This is a genomic window from Desertivirga arenae, assembly GCF_017355785.1.
In the GTDB taxonomy this organism is placed as follows: Bacteria; Bacteroidota; Bacteroidia; order Sphingobacteriales; family Sphingobacteriaceae; genus Desertivirga; species Desertivirga arenae.
The window spans coordinates 330,194-346,464 of the sequence record NZ_JAFEWE010000003.1 but is presented as its reverse complement, the minus strand read 5'-3'; the positions used below and the strand labels follow the sequence as shown (position 1 = coordinate 346,464).

The 16,271-nt window shown below is 39.9% G+C and carries 17 protein-coding genes; 7 read left to right on the top strand and 10 right to left on the bottom strand.

The genetic code is table 11. From position 1 onward, the window contains the following. Nucleotides 1-5 precede the first annotated feature (5 nt). The 3 genes from J4N24_RS08510 to J4N24_RS08500 all read left to right on the top strand — a co-directional run bounded on the left by J4N24_RS08510 (nt 6) and on the right by J4N24_RS08500 (nt 3,502). Complete coding sequence (locus J4N24_RS08510; RefSeq protein WP_207533245.1) at nt 6-1,382, top strand: sigma-54-dependent transcriptional regulator; 1,377 nt, start codon at nt 6-8, stop codon at nt 1,380-1,382. Then, entirely contained in the window at nt 1,366-2,676 is a 1,311-nt protein-coding gene (locus J4N24_RS08505) for a sensor histidine kinase (protein WP_207533244.1), read from the top strand. The genes J4N24_RS08510 and J4N24_RS08505 overlap by 17 nt, the downstream gene beginning before the upstream one ends. Nucleotides 2,677-2,881: 205 nt before the next feature. Beyond that, nucleotides 2,882-3,502 carry a hypothetical protein gene (locus J4N24_RS08500; protein WP_207533243.1) on the top strand — a complete coding sequence of 207 codons (621 nt, stop codon included), beginning with the start codon at nt 2,882-2,884 and terminating at the stop codon, nt 3,500-3,502. A 99-nt stretch (nt 3,503-3,601) separates the two neighbouring features. Here J4N24_RS08500 and J4N24_RS08495 read toward each other — a convergent pair whose 3' ends face one another. The 3 genes from J4N24_RS08495 to J4N24_RS08485 all read right to left on the bottom strand — a co-directional run bounded on the left by J4N24_RS08495 (nt 3,602) and on the right by J4N24_RS08485 (nt 7,296). Further along, nucleotides 3,602-6,037 carry a bifunctional YncE family protein/alkaline phosphatase family protein gene (locus J4N24_RS08495; protein WP_207533242.1) on the bottom strand — a complete coding sequence of 812 codons (2,436 nt, stop codon included), beginning with the start codon at nt 6,035-6,037 and terminating at the stop codon, nt 3,602-3,604. A gap of 296 nt (nt 6,038-6,333) precedes the next feature. Beyond that, nucleotides 6,334-6,930, bottom strand: coding sequence for a short chain dehydrogenase (locus J4N24_RS08490; protein ID WP_207533241.1), 597 nt, complete (start codon nt 6,928-6,930; stop codon nt 6,334-6,336). Nucleotides 6,931-7,032: 102 nt separating this feature from the next. Beyond that, nucleotides 7,033-7,296, bottom strand: coding sequence for a DUF2024 family protein (locus J4N24_RS08485; protein ID WP_207533240.1), 264 nt, complete (start codon nt 7,294-7,296; stop codon nt 7,033-7,035). 289 nt (nt 7,297-7,585) lie between these two features. Here J4N24_RS08485 and J4N24_RS08480 point away from each other — a divergent pair, with 289 nt between their 5' ends. The 3 genes from J4N24_RS08480 (at nt 7,586) to J4N24_RS08470 (ending at nt 11,174) form a co-directional block, all read left to right on the top strand. Next, nucleotides 7,586-9,259 (top strand): S8 family peptidase, encoded by a 1,674-nt coding sequence (locus tag J4N24_RS08480; protein ID WP_207533239.1) that lies wholly within the window; start codon nt 7,586-7,588, stop codon nt 9,257-9,259. A gap of 110 nt (nt 9,260-9,369) precedes the next feature. After that, on the top strand, nt 9,370-10,116 hold the full coding sequence (locus tag J4N24_RS08475) for an AAA family ATPase (RefSeq protein ID WP_207533238.1): 747 nt from the start codon (nt 9,370-9,372) through the stop codon (nt 10,114-10,116). A 77-nt stretch (nt 10,117-10,193) separates the two neighbouring features. Next, complete coding sequence (locus tag J4N24_RS08470) at nt 10,194-11,174, top strand: BtrH N-terminal domain-containing protein (RefSeq protein WP_242691567.1); 981 nt, start codon at nt 10,194-10,196, stop codon at nt 11,172-11,174. A 63-nt stretch (nt 11,175-11,237) separates the two neighbouring features. Here the strand turns inward: J4N24_RS08470 and J4N24_RS08465 are convergent, their stop codons facing one another. The 7 genes from J4N24_RS08465 to J4N24_RS08435 all read right to left on the bottom strand — a co-directional run bounded on the left by J4N24_RS08465 (nt 11,238) and on the right by J4N24_RS08435 (nt 15,298). Continuing rightward, nucleotides 11,238-11,762, bottom strand: coding sequence for a DUF4269 domain-containing protein (locus tag J4N24_RS08465; protein ID WP_207533237.1), 525 nt, complete (start codon nt 11,760-11,762; stop codon nt 11,238-11,240). Nucleotides 11,763-11,994: 232 nt separating this feature from the next. After that, entirely contained in the window at nt 11,995-12,402 is a 408-nt protein-coding gene (locus tag J4N24_RS08460; protein ID WP_207533236.1) for a hypothetical protein, read from the bottom strand. Between the two features lie 109 nt (nt 12,403-12,511). Next, a complete protein-coding gene (locus J4N24_RS08455; RefSeq protein WP_207533235.1) occupies nt 12,512-13,243 on the bottom strand; it encodes a YqjF family protein in 732 nt (243 codons plus the stop codon). 63 nt (nt 13,244-13,306) lie between these two features. Continuing rightward, nucleotides 13,307-13,648, bottom strand: a complete 342-nt coding sequence (locus J4N24_RS08450; RefSeq protein ID WP_207533234.1) for a VOC family protein — start codon at nt 13,646-13,648, stop codon at nt 13,307-13,309. A 59-nt stretch (nt 13,649-13,707) separates the two neighbouring features. Beyond that, a complete protein-coding gene (locus J4N24_RS08445) occupies nt 13,708-14,220 on the bottom strand; it encodes a hypothetical protein (RefSeq protein WP_207533233.1) in 513 nt (170 codons plus the stop codon). A gap of 185 nt (nt 14,221-14,405) precedes the next feature. After that, nucleotides 14,406-14,798: a DUF1801 domain-containing protein gene (locus J4N24_RS08440; RefSeq protein ID WP_242691566.1), complete on the bottom strand. Its 393-nt coding sequence runs from the start codon at nt 14,796-14,798 to the stop codon at nt 14,406-14,408. Next, nucleotides 14,789-15,298 (bottom strand): HPP family protein, encoded by a 510-nt coding sequence (locus J4N24_RS08435; protein ID WP_207533232.1) that lies wholly within the window; start codon nt 15,296-15,298, stop codon nt 14,789-14,791. Before J4N24_RS08435 ends, J4N24_RS08440 begins: the two co-directional genes overlap by 10 nt. A gap of 272 nt (nt 15,299-15,570) precedes the next feature. Here J4N24_RS08435 and J4N24_RS08430 point away from each other — a divergent pair, with 272 nt between their 5' ends. After that, the gene (locus J4N24_RS08430; RefSeq protein ID WP_207533231.1) at nt 15,571-16,146 is read left to right on the top strand and encodes an O-methyltransferase; all 576 of its coding nucleotides are present in this window, start codon (nt 15,571-15,573) and stop codon (nt 16,144-16,146) included. Nucleotides 16,147-16,271 lie beyond the last annotated feature (125 nt).

Here is a 16,271-nt window from a genome sequence, read left to right as displayed (position 1 = left end):
CCATTATGATCTTAATAATTGACGATGATATTGCGGTGCGTACTTCTTTAAGTCTACTTCTAAAGCAGGAGGGCTTCAAGTCGGTAACGGCCGAAGATCCGGATGAGGCGTTTAATACCCTAAAGGAGAAGGCGATCCAAGCGGTGCTGCTAGATATGAACTTTTCAAGGGAAACAAGTGGCAGGGATGGTTTAAATACGCTTCAGGAGATAAAGAAGATGAAGCCAAACCTCCCGGTTATCCTGATGACCGGCTGGGGCTCAATCGGTCTCGCAGTGGAGGGGATGAAGGCGGGAGCTGCTGATTTTATTAATAAGCCCTGGGAAAATGCCCATGTAATTCAATCATTAAGAACCGCTTTAAATTTGGCGGTAGGGCAGGAATTTGTTTCCTCGCTTAACCGCCGGAGGTTAAATGAGAAATACGGGTTCGAGGATATCGTAGGTGAAGATCCTCAACTATTGGACGTATTACAAACGATTGCCCGCGTGAGTGCTACAGATGCCTCTGTGCTTATTACTGGTGAAAGCGGCACTGGGAAAGAACTCATAGCAGAGGCCATACATAACAACAGTCACCGTAAGAACAAATCATTTGTAAAAGTGAACCTTGGCGGTATCTCCTCTACACTTTTTGAAAGTGAAATGTTCGGGCATAAGCGCGGAGCTTTCACGGATGCACGGAACGACAGGATCGGTCGTTTTGAAATGGCGAACAAAGGGACAATCTTTCTCGACGAAATTGGCGACCTCGATCCTGGTAGTCAGGTGAAGTTGCTACGCGTTCTGCAGGACAAGAGCTATGAAGTTTTGGGCGATAGTCGCACCCGGACAGTAGATACACGTGTGGTATGTGCCACTAATCGTGACTTAAAAGCAATGGTTGCCGAGGGTAAATTCAGGGAAGATCTTTACTACCGCATAAATCTGATCATTATCAAACTTCCCGCATTGCGGGAGCGGGCAGAGGATATTCCTTTACTGGCAAACCATTTTCTAAAAAATCTTAAAGAGATCTATAAGCGGCCGCGATTAGAGATTGAGAAGAAGGCCTATACCTGGTTGAAATCTTTGCCTTTACCGGGTAATATCAGGGAGTTGAAGAACCTCGTAGAACGTACGGTGCTGCTCACTGAGAGCGATACGCTGGAAGTGAAGCATTTTGAAGAACATTTGGAGAAAAGACAAGGCTCTTCATCTCCAAAAGGAGGATTAGCGGTAGGTAGTTTTTCAATTGACGAGATGGAATTGGCCATGATCAAGCAGGCGATGGAGTTTTACCAGAATAATATCAGCCGGGTAGCGAAAGCATTAGGTTTAAGTCGCGGCACGTTATACCGTAAACTCGAAAAGTATAAGATTCCCTATGAAGCTCAAAACTAAATTCCTTTGGTTTAGCCTGGGAGTGCATGTCTTGTTCATTTTTCTTTTAATAAGAATTTATCCGGTTAACCGCGATCTTTTTTTGCTCTGCGAAGCCTCACTGTTAATCTTCTTAGCTTTTTCGGTTTGGATGTACCAGTTCATTAGCAAGCCCTTTGATCTTATATCCTCTGGGATAGAGTCGCTAAAAGACAAGGATTTTAGTACTAAGTTGAACAAGGTAGGCCATGAAGAGATGGATGGATTGATTTCGGTTTATAATCTGATGATGGATCAGCTCCGGGAGGAAAGGCTCAAGCAAATGGAAAAGAGCTTGTTCTTAGAGAAGCTGATCGAAGCTTCTCCCACAGGAATCATTATTCTTGATTTTGATGGAAGGATATCGTCTATAAATCCAACAGCCAGGAGTATAATGAATGTTCATCCCGAGGAGGTACAGGGAAGAGTTATAGCTTCCCTTCCTGGAAAGCTGGCATCAAGTTTAGCCCTACTAGAGGTAAATGGATCAAAAGTAGTTATCCTCAATGGAATACAGTCGTTCAAGTGCCAACATGCTACATTTAGCGACAGGGGATTTACAAGGTCATTTTATACTATAGAAGAACTAACCAAAGAAATTTATGCCCGGGAGAAAGCAGCATACGAGAGGGTAGTTAAAATGATGTCGCACGAAGTGAACAATTCAATAGGTGCAATTAACTCTATACTAAACTCCTGCTTGAATTACCAGGATCAGTTACAGGAGGACGACCAAAATGACTATTCGAATGCACTACAAATCTCCATAGCAAGGAACAAAAACCTGAGTAGTCTGATGTCAAACTTTGCAAAGGTGGTGAAAGTGCCCGAGCCGGAATTGCAGGATCTGGATCTGCTTTCCACTCTACACTCAGTTCAAACTCTGATGGAAACTGAAATCCAAAAGAAAGAACTTAACTGGCTATGGGAGTTAGAACAGGAAAAGCTCTCGGTGCATGCAGACAGCCGGCAAATGGAACAAGTTTTTATCAACGTGATAAAGAATGCTATTGAAGCAAGTCCCAATAGAGGAACCATTAGGATCTCCACTACCACAAACTGTTTGATGATATCAAATACAGGAACCAACATACCTCCTGAAGTATCTGAACAGCTCTTCTCCCCATTCTTTAGCACAAAGAAGGATGGTCAGGGCGTTGGCCTGATGTTAACAAAAGAGATCCTTATAAACCATCAATTTAGATTTTCCTTAGAGAGTAGTGGTGATTGGACTGAGTTCAAATTAATTTTTAGGCAACCCATTACTGGTGCTTGATTGGCCCCGATTACCTTTATATACTTACCCTGGTAGGCTGCGAAAAAATAGAGGCTTATAGTGACAGAGAAAAGTGGATAAGGACGGGTGAATAGGTCAGGGCTGGAAGAAACTTTGTTAAATATTCTTATTTATTGAACTTAAATTATCACATGGAAGACTTTTGTGAAACTTGCTAGTTGTTATATTTGCTGAAAATACTTCAATGAAACACCTGGCATTATCACTTGCATTATTTCTTTCTATTTCTGTTGTTAAATCCCAGAATAAGATTGGCCCGATTGAACAAAAAGTAACGGATTCTATTTGTGCATGTCTCAATAAAATAGATATGTCGCAGATTAAGACAAAGGACGAGGCCACTAACGCCTTCATGAATTGCTTTTCGAGACAAGCATCATTATTAATCCCTTTAGCTACCGAAAGAAAGGTGGAAATTACAGATAAAGCTGCTATGCGAGAAGTAGGAATAGATGTAGGTAAGAACCTTCTTAACCAAAATTGTCAGGCATTTATGACTCTTTCTATGGTCATGGCCAAGGAGGAGATTGATAAAGGAGAGACTGACAAAGCAGGAACGACAAGCGGAAAGATCAAACGTATTGAGACTAAAGAATTTAACCATATTGTAATTACGGATCAAAGTGGTAAAGAGAAGACTTTTATATGGTTGAGACAGTTTGATGGTGCTGATAAGTTTGCAGGAAACCCCGGCGACCTGGTTGGAAAGAAGGTATCGATTAGTTGGACCGAAATCGAAGCCTATGTCCCGTCTGCAAAAGCGTATTTTCCACTTAAAGAAGTTGTTAAAGTATCAATGGAGTAGACCATTAAGAAGGGCTACTAACATATATTAGCCCTTTCGTTTTTCTCCGAATTATTTCATACCCTTTCGGGTTCGATCAATAAAACTGCATTAGCTCTTTTAATCATCGTCGTCCTTTTCGCCCGAATAAAAAACGAAGGCGCTTCGTCTTGGTGCCGGCATTACGGAACTTTCTCCTTTTACCGACTTCCAAACAACCTCGTTTAATTCTTTATCTGGTGCGGCATCTTCCCGGGCAAGGTTAAATGACTCTGATACTTTAGAACTTTCATTAGACATCAGGTTGCGTTCTTCCAGGTCAACCCCGGGATTTTTATAATTGTAGGGGCTGAAATCGGGCTTATTTGTAAAGCAATTGTACAATGGGGTGGCTGCAGCGTCGTACTGACTCATAGGAGGGAGCCCAAGAATAAGTTCCATGGTTCGCAAGAAGCCCGAAGTGCTATACATGGTATTTACTACTTCATTTCGTTTAGTATAAGGACTAATAACCAAGGCAGGTGACCGATGTGCATCCACATGGTCGGGGCCGTTTTGTGCATCATCTTCCAGAATAAAGATTGCCGACTCTTTCCAAATTTTACTGTGCGATAAATGATCAACAAATAAGCCTACAGCAAGGTCATTATCAGCCACTGCAGCAGTCGGAGAGATCTTTCCTTTTTTCTGCCCGCTGGTGTGATCGTTGGGAAATTTAATCGTGTTAAATCTCGGCACCATATCTTTTGCAAGCAAATCCTCAAAGTCCCTTTTCCAAATGCTGAATCGTGTAGTATCTTTTATTTCGAAGTCGAAGGACGGGTATCCAGGACAGAAATGCCCATCTAATACCGGGGTTACCACAGTCTTGCCATCAGTAAACTCTCCGTATGAGCGATAAGAGATGCCGGCTCTTTTACAATAGTCCCAAATAAAGCCATCTCTCGGATAAGTGATCTTCCGTTTACCTCCATAGTCTCCACTACCTCCACGCTTTCCGTACTGCGTCGGCCACGTTTTTTCAGTATAATCATTAGCGTAGGCACCCATACTCCAATTATGACCATCAGCACTTACTTCTGCATCAACATAAAAGTTATCTAAAAGAACAAACTGGTTGGCTAGCGCGTGGATGTTGGGTGTAACCTTTTCAGGGAACAAACACAGGCTGGGATCCCCATTTCCTTTCTTTACATCACCAAGTACCTGATCATAGGTCCTGTTTTCCTTGATAATATAAAAAACATATTTTATCGGACTGACATCGGCTTTTTTAAAAGGAATCGGATTATTCTTTTGTTCAATTGCCAGCCTCCGGTTGAACGGAGTGTTAGTATAAACTTGTTGCGTGTAGTTTTTCAGTTCATTCTGATTAGGGTAATCTATAATAGAGAGAGTCCCCTTAAATAGACCTCCAATATATTGCAGCTTCTTGTTTGCGGTCGACCCCTCATGCAGGTCGCTATCGTCGTCCTTATTTTTCAAAGGCTGTGGCCCTTTTGGATTTGCGAAACTGGTAAACCCCTTTCCGTTAGCCACCCAGATTCTATTTTTAGTATACTTTACGCTAGTTGGGTACCAGCCAGTCGGAATAAAACCCTCGCTAACGCTATGTCCCGGTTCTGACACATTGAATACTGCAAGGCAATTATTATCGGCATTAGCAATAAAAAGATGATCTCCGTTATCAGATAGGGCCAATCCGTTAGTAGTAGAACCTGTTAAATGAGTTGGGTGCACTGATGATCCGATAACTTCAATAACTTTTCGGGTAGAGGTATTAATCACTGACACTGAGTTATCACCACCATTGGCTACATACAAGATTGATCCGTTTTTATTTAACAAAAGCTCGTTAGGAGCATATTGGGTAGTAATTGTTTCAAGAATTGATTCCTGCTTAATATTATAAACGGCCAGTTTGTTAGCTCCCCAAAGAGATATATACAAAATGTTTTTATCAGGAGAGAGGATACATGAATAGGCTTCCGATTCAAGCCGTTGCTTGTGGATCGTTTTCCTGCTTTTAAGATCTATAGTATAAAGGCTATTATCTTCTTTGGTGACCACATAAAGGCGTTGTGATACTTCGTCTACTGCAAGACCAGCAGGACTAATCTTCACAGGCCAAGGTTTGCCCAGCTTAACCGTATCTGGGTTACTTAACTTTTTATGAGATATTGGGTAAACCAGGATAATATTATCATTACCTCCAGAAACATAAAGTTTATCATCCTTATCACCGAATTGCAGACCATACCAGGATTTGCCAACCACTTTTTCATCAAGTACCTTCTCCGTGTTTACATCTATTAGCTTTATAGATTGGGTACTTTGTCCGTTATTGGTTACTGCAAGAAATTTTTCATTTCTGGAAAGCTGAATATTAAGAGGCAGGTCTCCAAGAGGTAAGGAACGGCCAGCGGGACTTAAAGACCAACCATTGGGAAGTAACACCCTTTGAGTGTTATTAACTTTCCCTGGTACTTGAGCAAAAGAATGAGCTATGCTTAAAGCGAAAATAAGCGGTGTAAGAATCTTGCAAGGTTGTTTCATGCCTAAAGATTGTAGTATCCGAAATAGTAGGCAAAGTTATGGGAACCTATATAAAGAAAATATTAAGGAAAGGATGTGAAATGATTAACGAATTCAGTAAGATAACACCGAGTGATATGTCCGAATAAAATAAAGCGGCGAAGGATTCGCTGAATGGAGCAATGGCTTAAACAAGTGAGTGGAACCTTTTACTTCAAAAAGCTTAATACTGCCTTTATTACTTTCGGCATAGCAATATTGGGATACACTCTAACTTTTATTTAACGCTTGAAAATTCTTGCCCCCCTTGAAAACAGTTAATGCGGAGTAATTACCTGACCTGTCCCATAACCGAAAACACTCTTGCGAAAGGCATACTCCAGGGCCCTCATTGTTGTCGGAACCTCTCCGGGGAAGTAAGGGAAATATTGCGGAGAATCTTCAATAACAGTTGGACTAACCGCATTAATCCGAATTCCAGGTTTAAGTTCTATAGCGGCCGCGCGAACAAAAGCTTCTACTGCGCCATTAGCTGCCGATGCGTTAGCAAAATTTCGTTGAGGTTCATGAGTTGCTGCCCCCGTAATTAGGGTAAAGGAGCCAGTGGGGCTTATATAATGCTGACCAATCAGAACCAGGTTAATTTGCCCCATCATTTTTCCTTCAATACCTTTTCTGAATTCCTTATCGGTTAATGTGTTCCAAGGCCCAACGTAGGTTGGGCCGGCAGTACAAATAAGAGCATCAAATGAACCGATCTGCTCGTACATCTCCTCAATAGATTCTACAGAATTAATATTGGCAACGATATCCCCACTTGTCGAGCCTACCTTAATTATCTCATGTTCTTTTTCTAAGACAGTAGAAATAAACTTTCCCATTGTTCCTGAAGCACCTACCATTATTATTTTCATGATGATTATCTTTTTTTCTATTGAAACAAAAGTAGGATGAGAAAGAAGTGAGCCAGTAGGACGAATGTATAGTTAGATAGGACGTATTTCAAGTTCGAAATATTAATCACATCCTTCCATTTCAATAATATAGAATCCTTTTTCTGATATACTTTCTATCATTTCATCCGTTGCAGATTCCTGGTGGCAGTAAAGACATTCTTTTGAACTCAGGGGTTGACCTTCCTGGCCTTTACTTAGGAGGTACTTCTTCCCCATTTCATAAACAACATTTTCTTCGGTAATATCATCTGGAACAACGATATCAAAATGCATAGTTGTTCCATTCTTTTTCTGGACGTACGTGTCCCAAACAGTTACTTTCATAATTTTAGATAAAGGAAGGCTGGCATAATATCAACCTTTTATTTTTCCATTGTATTTATTGTTATTGAATAGATTGATACAAATATGTTGAGGTTACTCTTTATTACTCTGGTCCAGTTTTAACATATATCTTCGTAAACTGGTTGCTTATGAAAGGGCCACACGAGGGAGAGCTGAGCAATTACAAGCGTTAGAAAATTGACGTTTTGTTAAGAAATAGAATCTTCCCCAACATTATAATCTTACCTTTATATCCTGAAACTTTATCAAAGCATAACTACATCTTATAATGAAATTATCTATCCGAAACCTGATCACAGCTCTGTTTGTATCGCTTCTTTATTTGACTGCATGTAAGAAAAAAGAAGTACCAGAATTACCGGAAAAGCCGGAACCATCCATTCACTTCATTACAGATAGTTTGATTATAGAGAACATACCTTTTATTGGTCGGCGCCTTGATCTCATCTTTGAAAATATTCCGGAAGCCACTTCTGATAATGTAGAATGGCGTATAGAAAATCCACTTATTGCCGAGATTACTCCCACGGGACTTTTATGGCCTAAAGCGGCCGGCACTACCTATGTTTTTGCTAAGTTGGCAGCTGGAAAGGCTGAAGCCAGGTGCAAGATCATCGTTACTGATGAGAATGACTTCAAATTCAGACTTGTTTTAACAGATAAGGGAGAATCTGAATTTTCGGTAGGTCGACCTGAAGCCTTCTTATCAGCAAAGGCCATTGAAAGGCGCCGTAAGAGAGGGATTTCTATTGAAGAAAGCGACTTACCTATATCGAAACAATACCTGAAGGCGATAGCCGGTATAGGAGGTACCATTGTTACTCAAAGTAAATGGCTAAATACAGTTACGGTGAACGTCCAAGACCAGTTTCTGATTGACAAATACAAGGCCTTGCCATTTGTGAAAGAGGTGAAATTGGTGTATGTGGGCAAAAGGAAAAAAAACTCGAATGAGGCTAGATATGTTGATGTTTCGCAAGCAGGAAGTCTTGGCAATTTAGGCACAGTCATTGACTACGGCTCCGCTGCACTAAATATCAATATGGTAGCCGGAGAAGCATTGCATCAGAAGGGCTTTAAAGGTGCGGGAATAGATATCGCTGTGATTGACGCCGGTTTCGTGAATTTGAAAAATAATCCGGCCTTTAGCAATATCCACATTAAAGCGGCCAAATCTTTCGTGTTTGAAAATGATGATCCCTATAGTATCGATTCTCATGGGATATGGGTAACCTCATGTATGGCGGTAAACAAACCAGGAACCTATGTTGGTACGGCACCTGAAGCAAGCTATTGGTTGCTTCGTACAGAAGATAGTGCCACCGAATATCCTATAGAGGAGGATTATTGGACGAGTGCTATTGAATTTGCAGACAGTGCCGGGGTAGATTTGGTTAACTCTTCTTTATCTTATAGCGACTTCCAGTCTTATTATAACACGAAAGGGTACGTTGCTGCTGATATGGACGGTCAAACCGCTTTTGCCACCAGAGCAGCAAATATGGCCTTTAAAAAGGGAATCTTTATTGTAAACTGTGCCGGAAATGAACAAAAATGGGTGGGTACACCGGCAGATTCGCCGGGAGTACTCGCAGTAGGTTCGGTTAATAGCAAAGGCAATCAGGACTTCTTTACATCCTGGGGAATGACTGCTGATGGACGTATTAAACCTGATGTAATGGCCCTGGGTGGAGGTGCTAGTGTAATTAATACTTATGGCAGCCCTGAAATGAGAAGCGGCACATCGTATGCTAGTCCGATCATTTGCGGACTGGTTGCCTGCTTATGGCAAGCCTACCCCGCCTTAACTAATAGAGATTTAATGGAAATCATCCGTAAATCTGGCAATCGGGCCAGCAATCCTACGCTTCCTTATGGTTACGGCATTCCAGATATGAAAACTGCTATTGAGCTGGCAAAAGCTAAAGTCGGATCAAAGTAAATGGAGAGGGAATATGATCACGGTAGTTTGAAGAGGCGCCTTTCTCATTTTGAACTGCTCATGCCGGGGGAATTAGACCTAACTTGTTTTATTATTGCTAACTTTAATCAATGCAAGCCAAACCCTATTTAAAAGAGATCCTATTTAAGAGAGAAGAGGTTCCTTCGTTTAACATTTACCCCTTTAATTTACCGCTGGTGTCAAACTTGTCTTCAATAAAATTTGATGCCGATGTAACCTTTATAATAGGTGAAAATGGGGCAGGGAAATCAACATTAATTGAGGCGATTGCATTAAGCCTGGGGTTTACCATTGAAGGAGGAAGTAAGAATACTCAATTCAGTACCCATTCCAATGCATCTGCACTCTATAACTATTTCAAAACAATCAAGAGTTACAGCAAGCCGAGGGATTATTTTTTTCTAAGAGCTGAAAGCTTCTATAACGTGGCTACTTTTTTGGAGGATGCTTACCCGGACAGGGACAATTTTGTTAAACAATATGGAGTGGAGTCTTTACACGAATGCTCTCATGGAGAATCATTTTTAAACCTACTATCGAACCGTTTGAGAGGGAAGGGGCTCTATATATTTGATGAGCCAGAGGCCGCTCTTTCCCCAAACCGTCAAATGTCAGCCCTATCCATTATTCACCAATTGGTAGAACGCCATTCCCAATTCATCATTGCAACCCATTCTCCCATACTTCTGTCGTACCCCAATGCTACAATTTATGAAATAGATCAGGGTGAATTACGTCGCACAAGATATGAGGATACTCAGCATTTTAAAATTACCAGAGATTTCTTAAACAATTACAGAAGGCACATCGATCATATCCTTGCTGAGGAGGAGTAGGTGTATTTTGACTATATGAAATTATACCTGCTGACATACTGCTGTCACACAGCTTCCATAAGTTTGATGCAATACAAATGATGACTTTAAGCATAGAAGCATTTCATGGTGAGCATTGCGAGACCACTGCTACCGGTACTTTACTGAAACAACTTGATATTGAACTTTCTGAACCTATGCTTTTTGGCTTAGGCGAAGGACTTGGGTTCATCTTTTGGAAGATGAAAACAATGAGTTTTCCTTTTATTGGAGGGCGAGTAAAGACGGATCTTTTGACTCAGAACATTGCGAAAAATTTAAATCTTAATTTAAGTGTTAAAGAAACTTCGTCAAAGCAAAAGGCCTGGGATAATGTAAAGCAGCATCTTGACCAAGGAGAGGTGGTTGGCCTCAAGTTAGACTGTTTTCACCTGGATTATTTTTCTAATCCAATTCACTTTGCTGGACATTACGTGGCAATTTATGGCTACGATGAGGAAAGTGCTTACCTGATTGATACCGTCCAGCAAGGCGTACGAGTAAAAGCCAGTCTTGAAAATCTAACAAAAGCTAGAGCTGAAAAAGGGCCAATGTCTTCCAAAAGTTTGCACTATACCATAAATAGGTCTGGCAGAAGTTTCGAACTTAGCTCCGCAATTATTACAGCAATCCGAAATAATGCTATTGACTTCCTGAACCCGCCTATTGCGAATGTTGGTTATAAAGGAATAGAAAAAACAAGCAGTGAAATAATCAAATGGTACAAAACAAGTAACAACATTGAAAGTGAATTTCGAATCTCAGGGATGATGATGGAAAAAGCTGGAACAGGAGGAGCTTTATTCAGGAATCTTTACAGGGACTTTTTGAAAGAAAGTTACCAACTGCTTGGACTTGACACACTAAGATTAGCATATGAGGATTTCGTAGAAATTGCAGCACTTTGGACTTCAATTGCCAATCTTTTCGAGCAAGTTAGCCGAACAAAGGATTTCGTTTACATTGAACAAGCCTCAGCTATTTTAAGGAGCTTAGCCGAAAAAGAAAAAAAGGCCATGGAGTTATTGTCAAAACTTTAACTTTAATAGGAGGGGAGTTAAAAAATACCTTCATTTAAGTGCTCTTGGTTGTTCAGGATTCTGTTATTGGCTTTCAAATTTTAGCAGTTCAATATACGGGTCGCCAGTTAAACCAAGGGCTAAGGCAAACGCTGGTTCTGTCTTATATCCTTGTCGTTTTAATTCAATTATCTGCTGTCTAAGCTTGTCGCCGTGTTTCATAAGCAAATTATGTTCGACTACTAAATGCCTATATGCAAACTGCTGCTTGGTCGGTATATTTTGTCCGAAAATCTCAATCTCAAACTCCTCTATAAAACAATTGGCAACAATAGATAGGGTGCCAGAAATCAGCCGCTCTCTAATTATAAAGTTCTTTTCGGTTCCAAAATTATCGACTATGGTTTCTTGAAACTCTTGCTTGTCTAAAAAGTAGCAAATAATATCAAGGTCGCTGTTTTCAATATCAATGTTGATAGGAATTGTACCTGCCAGGATAGGATCAAACCTCTTAAGCTTTGAGAAAACGTTGTTATTCACTAACACTGAATCTGCTTTCCGTTGACGGGCAGTACCGAATTGTAAATAATCAATATTCTCAAAATTCATATCGCAATTTCATTACCTTTCGAAAGTTAAAATTATAAAAGTCAATTTTAAAGATTCTTTTTGAGAGGGCTTAATCCTCTGGAGTTTAAATTACCTTCATCGCTCTATGATCCTATTCTGGGGCGGGCAAATCGCACCTGTTTTAAAACATACCAGCGCTAAGGAACTCATGGAATCCATAGTGAAGGAAGCCGGAGAATTTTTTAAGTAATAGGACTTGGGTCGAGTGATGTTAGATTCTACTCAAAAGAACCAGTCGATACTTAAGGATGTTCCATTTTTTACTTAATCCTTGAAGAAAGATTAGACTACAATACTCGTCCATATTATTGTCTCTTCTGGAGATAGTGAGCCACTTTTTGTAGAACTGTTCAAATTGTTGATCATTAAATTCGGGAAGTCTGAAGTCCGATAGATTCCAGTATTTCGAAAACTCCTTACTTTCTAAGTCATGGTTCAAGAATTCATTTATCCCCATTAATTCCAACAATACGTTGAGTTCATCTTCATTAGCAAGAACAACAGTCTGAAAGTCTGGGTAGGTTTCTAGAAACTTCTCTATGTCGTTCAAACTATTCAATTCAAAATTGTCACCCGCTATGAAGTTGAAGTGCATGTAGCGTCGGTTTAATGGCATCATATGTACTAAGTTTTCTTTAAAGTTTAAGTGTTGAGTGGAGAATACTATTGTTCTTTGTGACAGATCACCCTACATTTCTGGAGGGTGATCTGTTATATGACGTGTAATTTTAGCACTCACTTCGTTGCCAGGCTAATACCCGAACACCTTTTGAATAGTGAACTAAATCTGGGGTGGATGATATTTCCAGTTTCTCTATTTTATAGTTTATGTCAAGTCGCTTCAAAAGGACTTTTGCTATTTCCCATTCCTCATGGTGAATCTCATACCTAAATAATTTATTTTCCCGTGGTAAGTATAAACAGTATCTCTCAGTAAGCCAGTTGTCTAAGTTACTTTTAGCTATTATCTTCTCCTGAACTTCAAAATCAGCCTTCAATTTAAAGTCCTTAGCGATATTAGAGGCTATAAATAAGTTGGAACTGCTGGAAGTAGAGACAGAGATGTTTGACTTTTCATAAGGGAGCCCAGAAAGATTTCGTGAGATAAAAGCGGATAGAAGTTTTTCCGCCTCAATATTTAAAAAATAAACGCCTCTTTTATTGCCTTTGATCACATAGGTCCTCACATTTATTTCCCAAAAGTTTGAGAGAAAAGAAAGAGCCGGAAACCTTCGGGGCCTTATATTTTCCATTTTGAAAGCGACCACAGACACCCACGCCTGACCTTGATAAGTGTCCAGTTCAAGCATACCAGGAACCAAAGACCTCAAGATCTCGACAGGAACAACATAGTGTAAGAAAAGTGCATTGTTCCATTCTTGATAATAGCTCCATCGTCCCTTCGGCAGAGCCCAGGGACGATGAGCTATGGACGTTAAAGTGTCGGTAATAAAAGACATTTGAAATGCATTTAAATTAAGGCGCATCGAAATGTACTACAAATAGCAAACTCAACCCGGGTACTACTTGTCAGACCAAATCGCAAGCTCGTTTTCAGAAGGGTCTATAAAATGAAATCGCCTGCCACCCGGGAAAGAAAAAATATCTCTTGAGATCTTTCCCCCGGCCCGAATAACTTCCTCTTTAATTTCATCTAAATTCTCATGATAAAGGACAATTAAAGCGCCGTTCAGTACTTCACCGTCGAACTTTTCAAAACCTCCTTCTAATCCGCTTTCTGAAAAGGCTATGTAATCTGGACCATAGTCAGTAAAAGTCCAATTAAACACCCTTGTATAAAATTCCTTTACTTCGCCAAGGTCTTTAGCTTTGAATTCAACGTAGTTAATTTGATTGTTCTTCATATCGTAATTAAAATGCTTTACCTGCCATTTTTGCAACACCTGTTAGCTGAATATGATTCTTACGTCCGCAGTTGTCCTATTTCCTCAAGTGTTGCCGTCAGTTCCTCTGGCTTATTTGTTCCGATCAGCAATCTATTATGGTCAGTAAACTCAAGTTGTAAACCCTTGTCGCCTGACACGTTATATGCTTTACCTTTTCCAAAAAGTCCTAGTCGTAGGCCCCAGCCACCATATTCGCTTAGGGGCCGATATTTTCTTACAAAGGATTTTGAGATTTTGTCCCATGTGAAATGTTTATAAGAAAAATGAAAAGGAAAGAATCTTACATAGATTCCATCCCTTTTTATCTGAGTTTCGAGGCGGAAATTGATAAACAGAACAGTAAGCATAATAGTTAAGCCAGTTGCAAATAATAGGCCCTCGTTGCTCATTGGCTTGTCACCAAATTGTTGTCCACCTAGAACTTGCTTATATACTCCGAAAATGAATAATCCATTAATTCCTAACAGAATTAACCATAGCCACCATTGATTAAATCTTTGTCGTTCGGTAAATAATACTTCCTTGTTCATGTCGGTCTTTAGTAAATGTGTCGGGTTATCACTATCAGAGCTAACTTTAAAGTGTTTTATGCGAAGTCATTATACAAAACTTTCTTAAAGGTAGTAAAAAGGTTATTAAAGACTGCTGGTGATTAGGATGTTGGTCGATAAGTATCTTTGCATGATGCAATTACGCCTATGTGCTTTTCAATCGGTCATTGTTTAATTTTTATTGTTCCGCTCTTATATAAGTCTAAAGCTTTTTGCAAAATGTTTTCAATTGTCTTTATAGGCAAATCTTGGTTTGGATTAACTCTAAGAATTTTCATTCGTGAACGCGCACCTTCTTCCAATTCGGGGTAGTCAAGATATTTTCCTTCTACCATAAGAATATACGGCTCGTCCGTCTTTTTATCGATCCACAAATAGCAAAACATTTTTTTCTTATAGCAGAAGCAAGGCATTCCCCACTTCTGCGTTTCGGTAATATTTGTGTCTTGGCCAAGAATAATACTTCGTAACGCAAGTAAGCTGCTCTTGTTTGGCTCTTCTTTATTCAGATAGTAATTATGAAGTTCCTCCACCATTTTATTGCTAACTACTTCCAATACTTAGGATATTTACGTTTAGAATGAATGTTGTTAAAAATTAAAGCTACAACAACTAAAATTAATGAACCAGATAATACGGGATTTATTAGAAACTTCCAAGATGCTCCAGCCAAAATAATTACTAATGGATCTGCTCCAGCGGGAGGATGAGTTGTTTGGGTTAGTTGCATGATAAAAATGGCAAGACCAACTCCGATAGCCAGGGAATACCAGGAATTACCCAAAATGGAATAGCATAAAACACCTATTAAGCTTGATATAAGGTGTCCACCTAGAATATTTCTTGGTTGTGCCAGGGGACTATCCGGAACTCCGAACGCAAGTACACAGGATGCACCAAAGGGAGCCATAATAAGCGGAATCGATGTCCTTTCGGATAATACTGCTATAATAGAAATTGCTAGCAATCCTCCGAGACCTGAGTAAAACGAAAACTCCAGAGTGTTACGTGCCGGACTTTTGTCCGCTGTTTTAAACTTTAAAAGGTAATTTTTCATACTTATTGGAATGGAATAATTAAAAAGGTGCGTCCTGCTGCAAAACTACTGTCTTTGGTATATCGCTTATGGTAGGTTTGACGGATCCAATGGTACTATTCAGGGATTTTTTATCAGGTGACCTACATTTTCCCAGACACGTTTCTAAGTCCAAAACCTTTCATCACAACTGCATCACCGTATTTTCAACTTACAAATAATCTTCATAGATTCGAGCAAACAAAGGAAATTCCAGTATTCTTAAATTTAAACATTACCATTATCACAAGGAAATGAACGACAATCTTATTACCCTACCTGACGGCTACGAATTGATACACAAAGAATCAACGAGTATCAATTTCTCAATGCCTTCTGATCTACAAACAGGAAGTTTGCTACGAACATTAGTGACTAGTAAGCCGAATGGGCAATTTCTAGAACTTGGTACGGGGACTGGCCTTTCTCTTTCCTGGATAGTGGAGGCAATGGATAAAAATTCTCGTGTAACATCAATTGACAATAGCGAAGTTTATTTGGCGATAGCAAAAAAGCATTTTCAAAATGATTCCCGGGTATGCATCGTTTGCGAAGATGGAAACAGTTGGATTAAGAACAATCAGGATAAGAAGTTTGATCTCATATTTGCCGACGCCTGGCCAGGGAAATATGAAATGTTAGACGAAACTATAGAATTACTGAAGACTGGTGGAATATATGTTATTGATGATATGCTTCCGCAATCAAACTGGCCTGAGGGGCACCAAAAAAACGTTGATCGTTTAGTGTCCTACCTGGCAGGCCGAGACGATATTAGATTAACCAAAATGAATTGGTCGACGGGCCTAATCATCGTTGTCAAAATATAACCCAAATAGGAGAGTACTAAATGGCTTCTTAAAGCCCCCGAGTCATAACCATCTGAACTCCCATGTTCTATCGTTAAAACCACATTTACGCATTACGTAAATATGCTATATTCGAGCAGGTAACA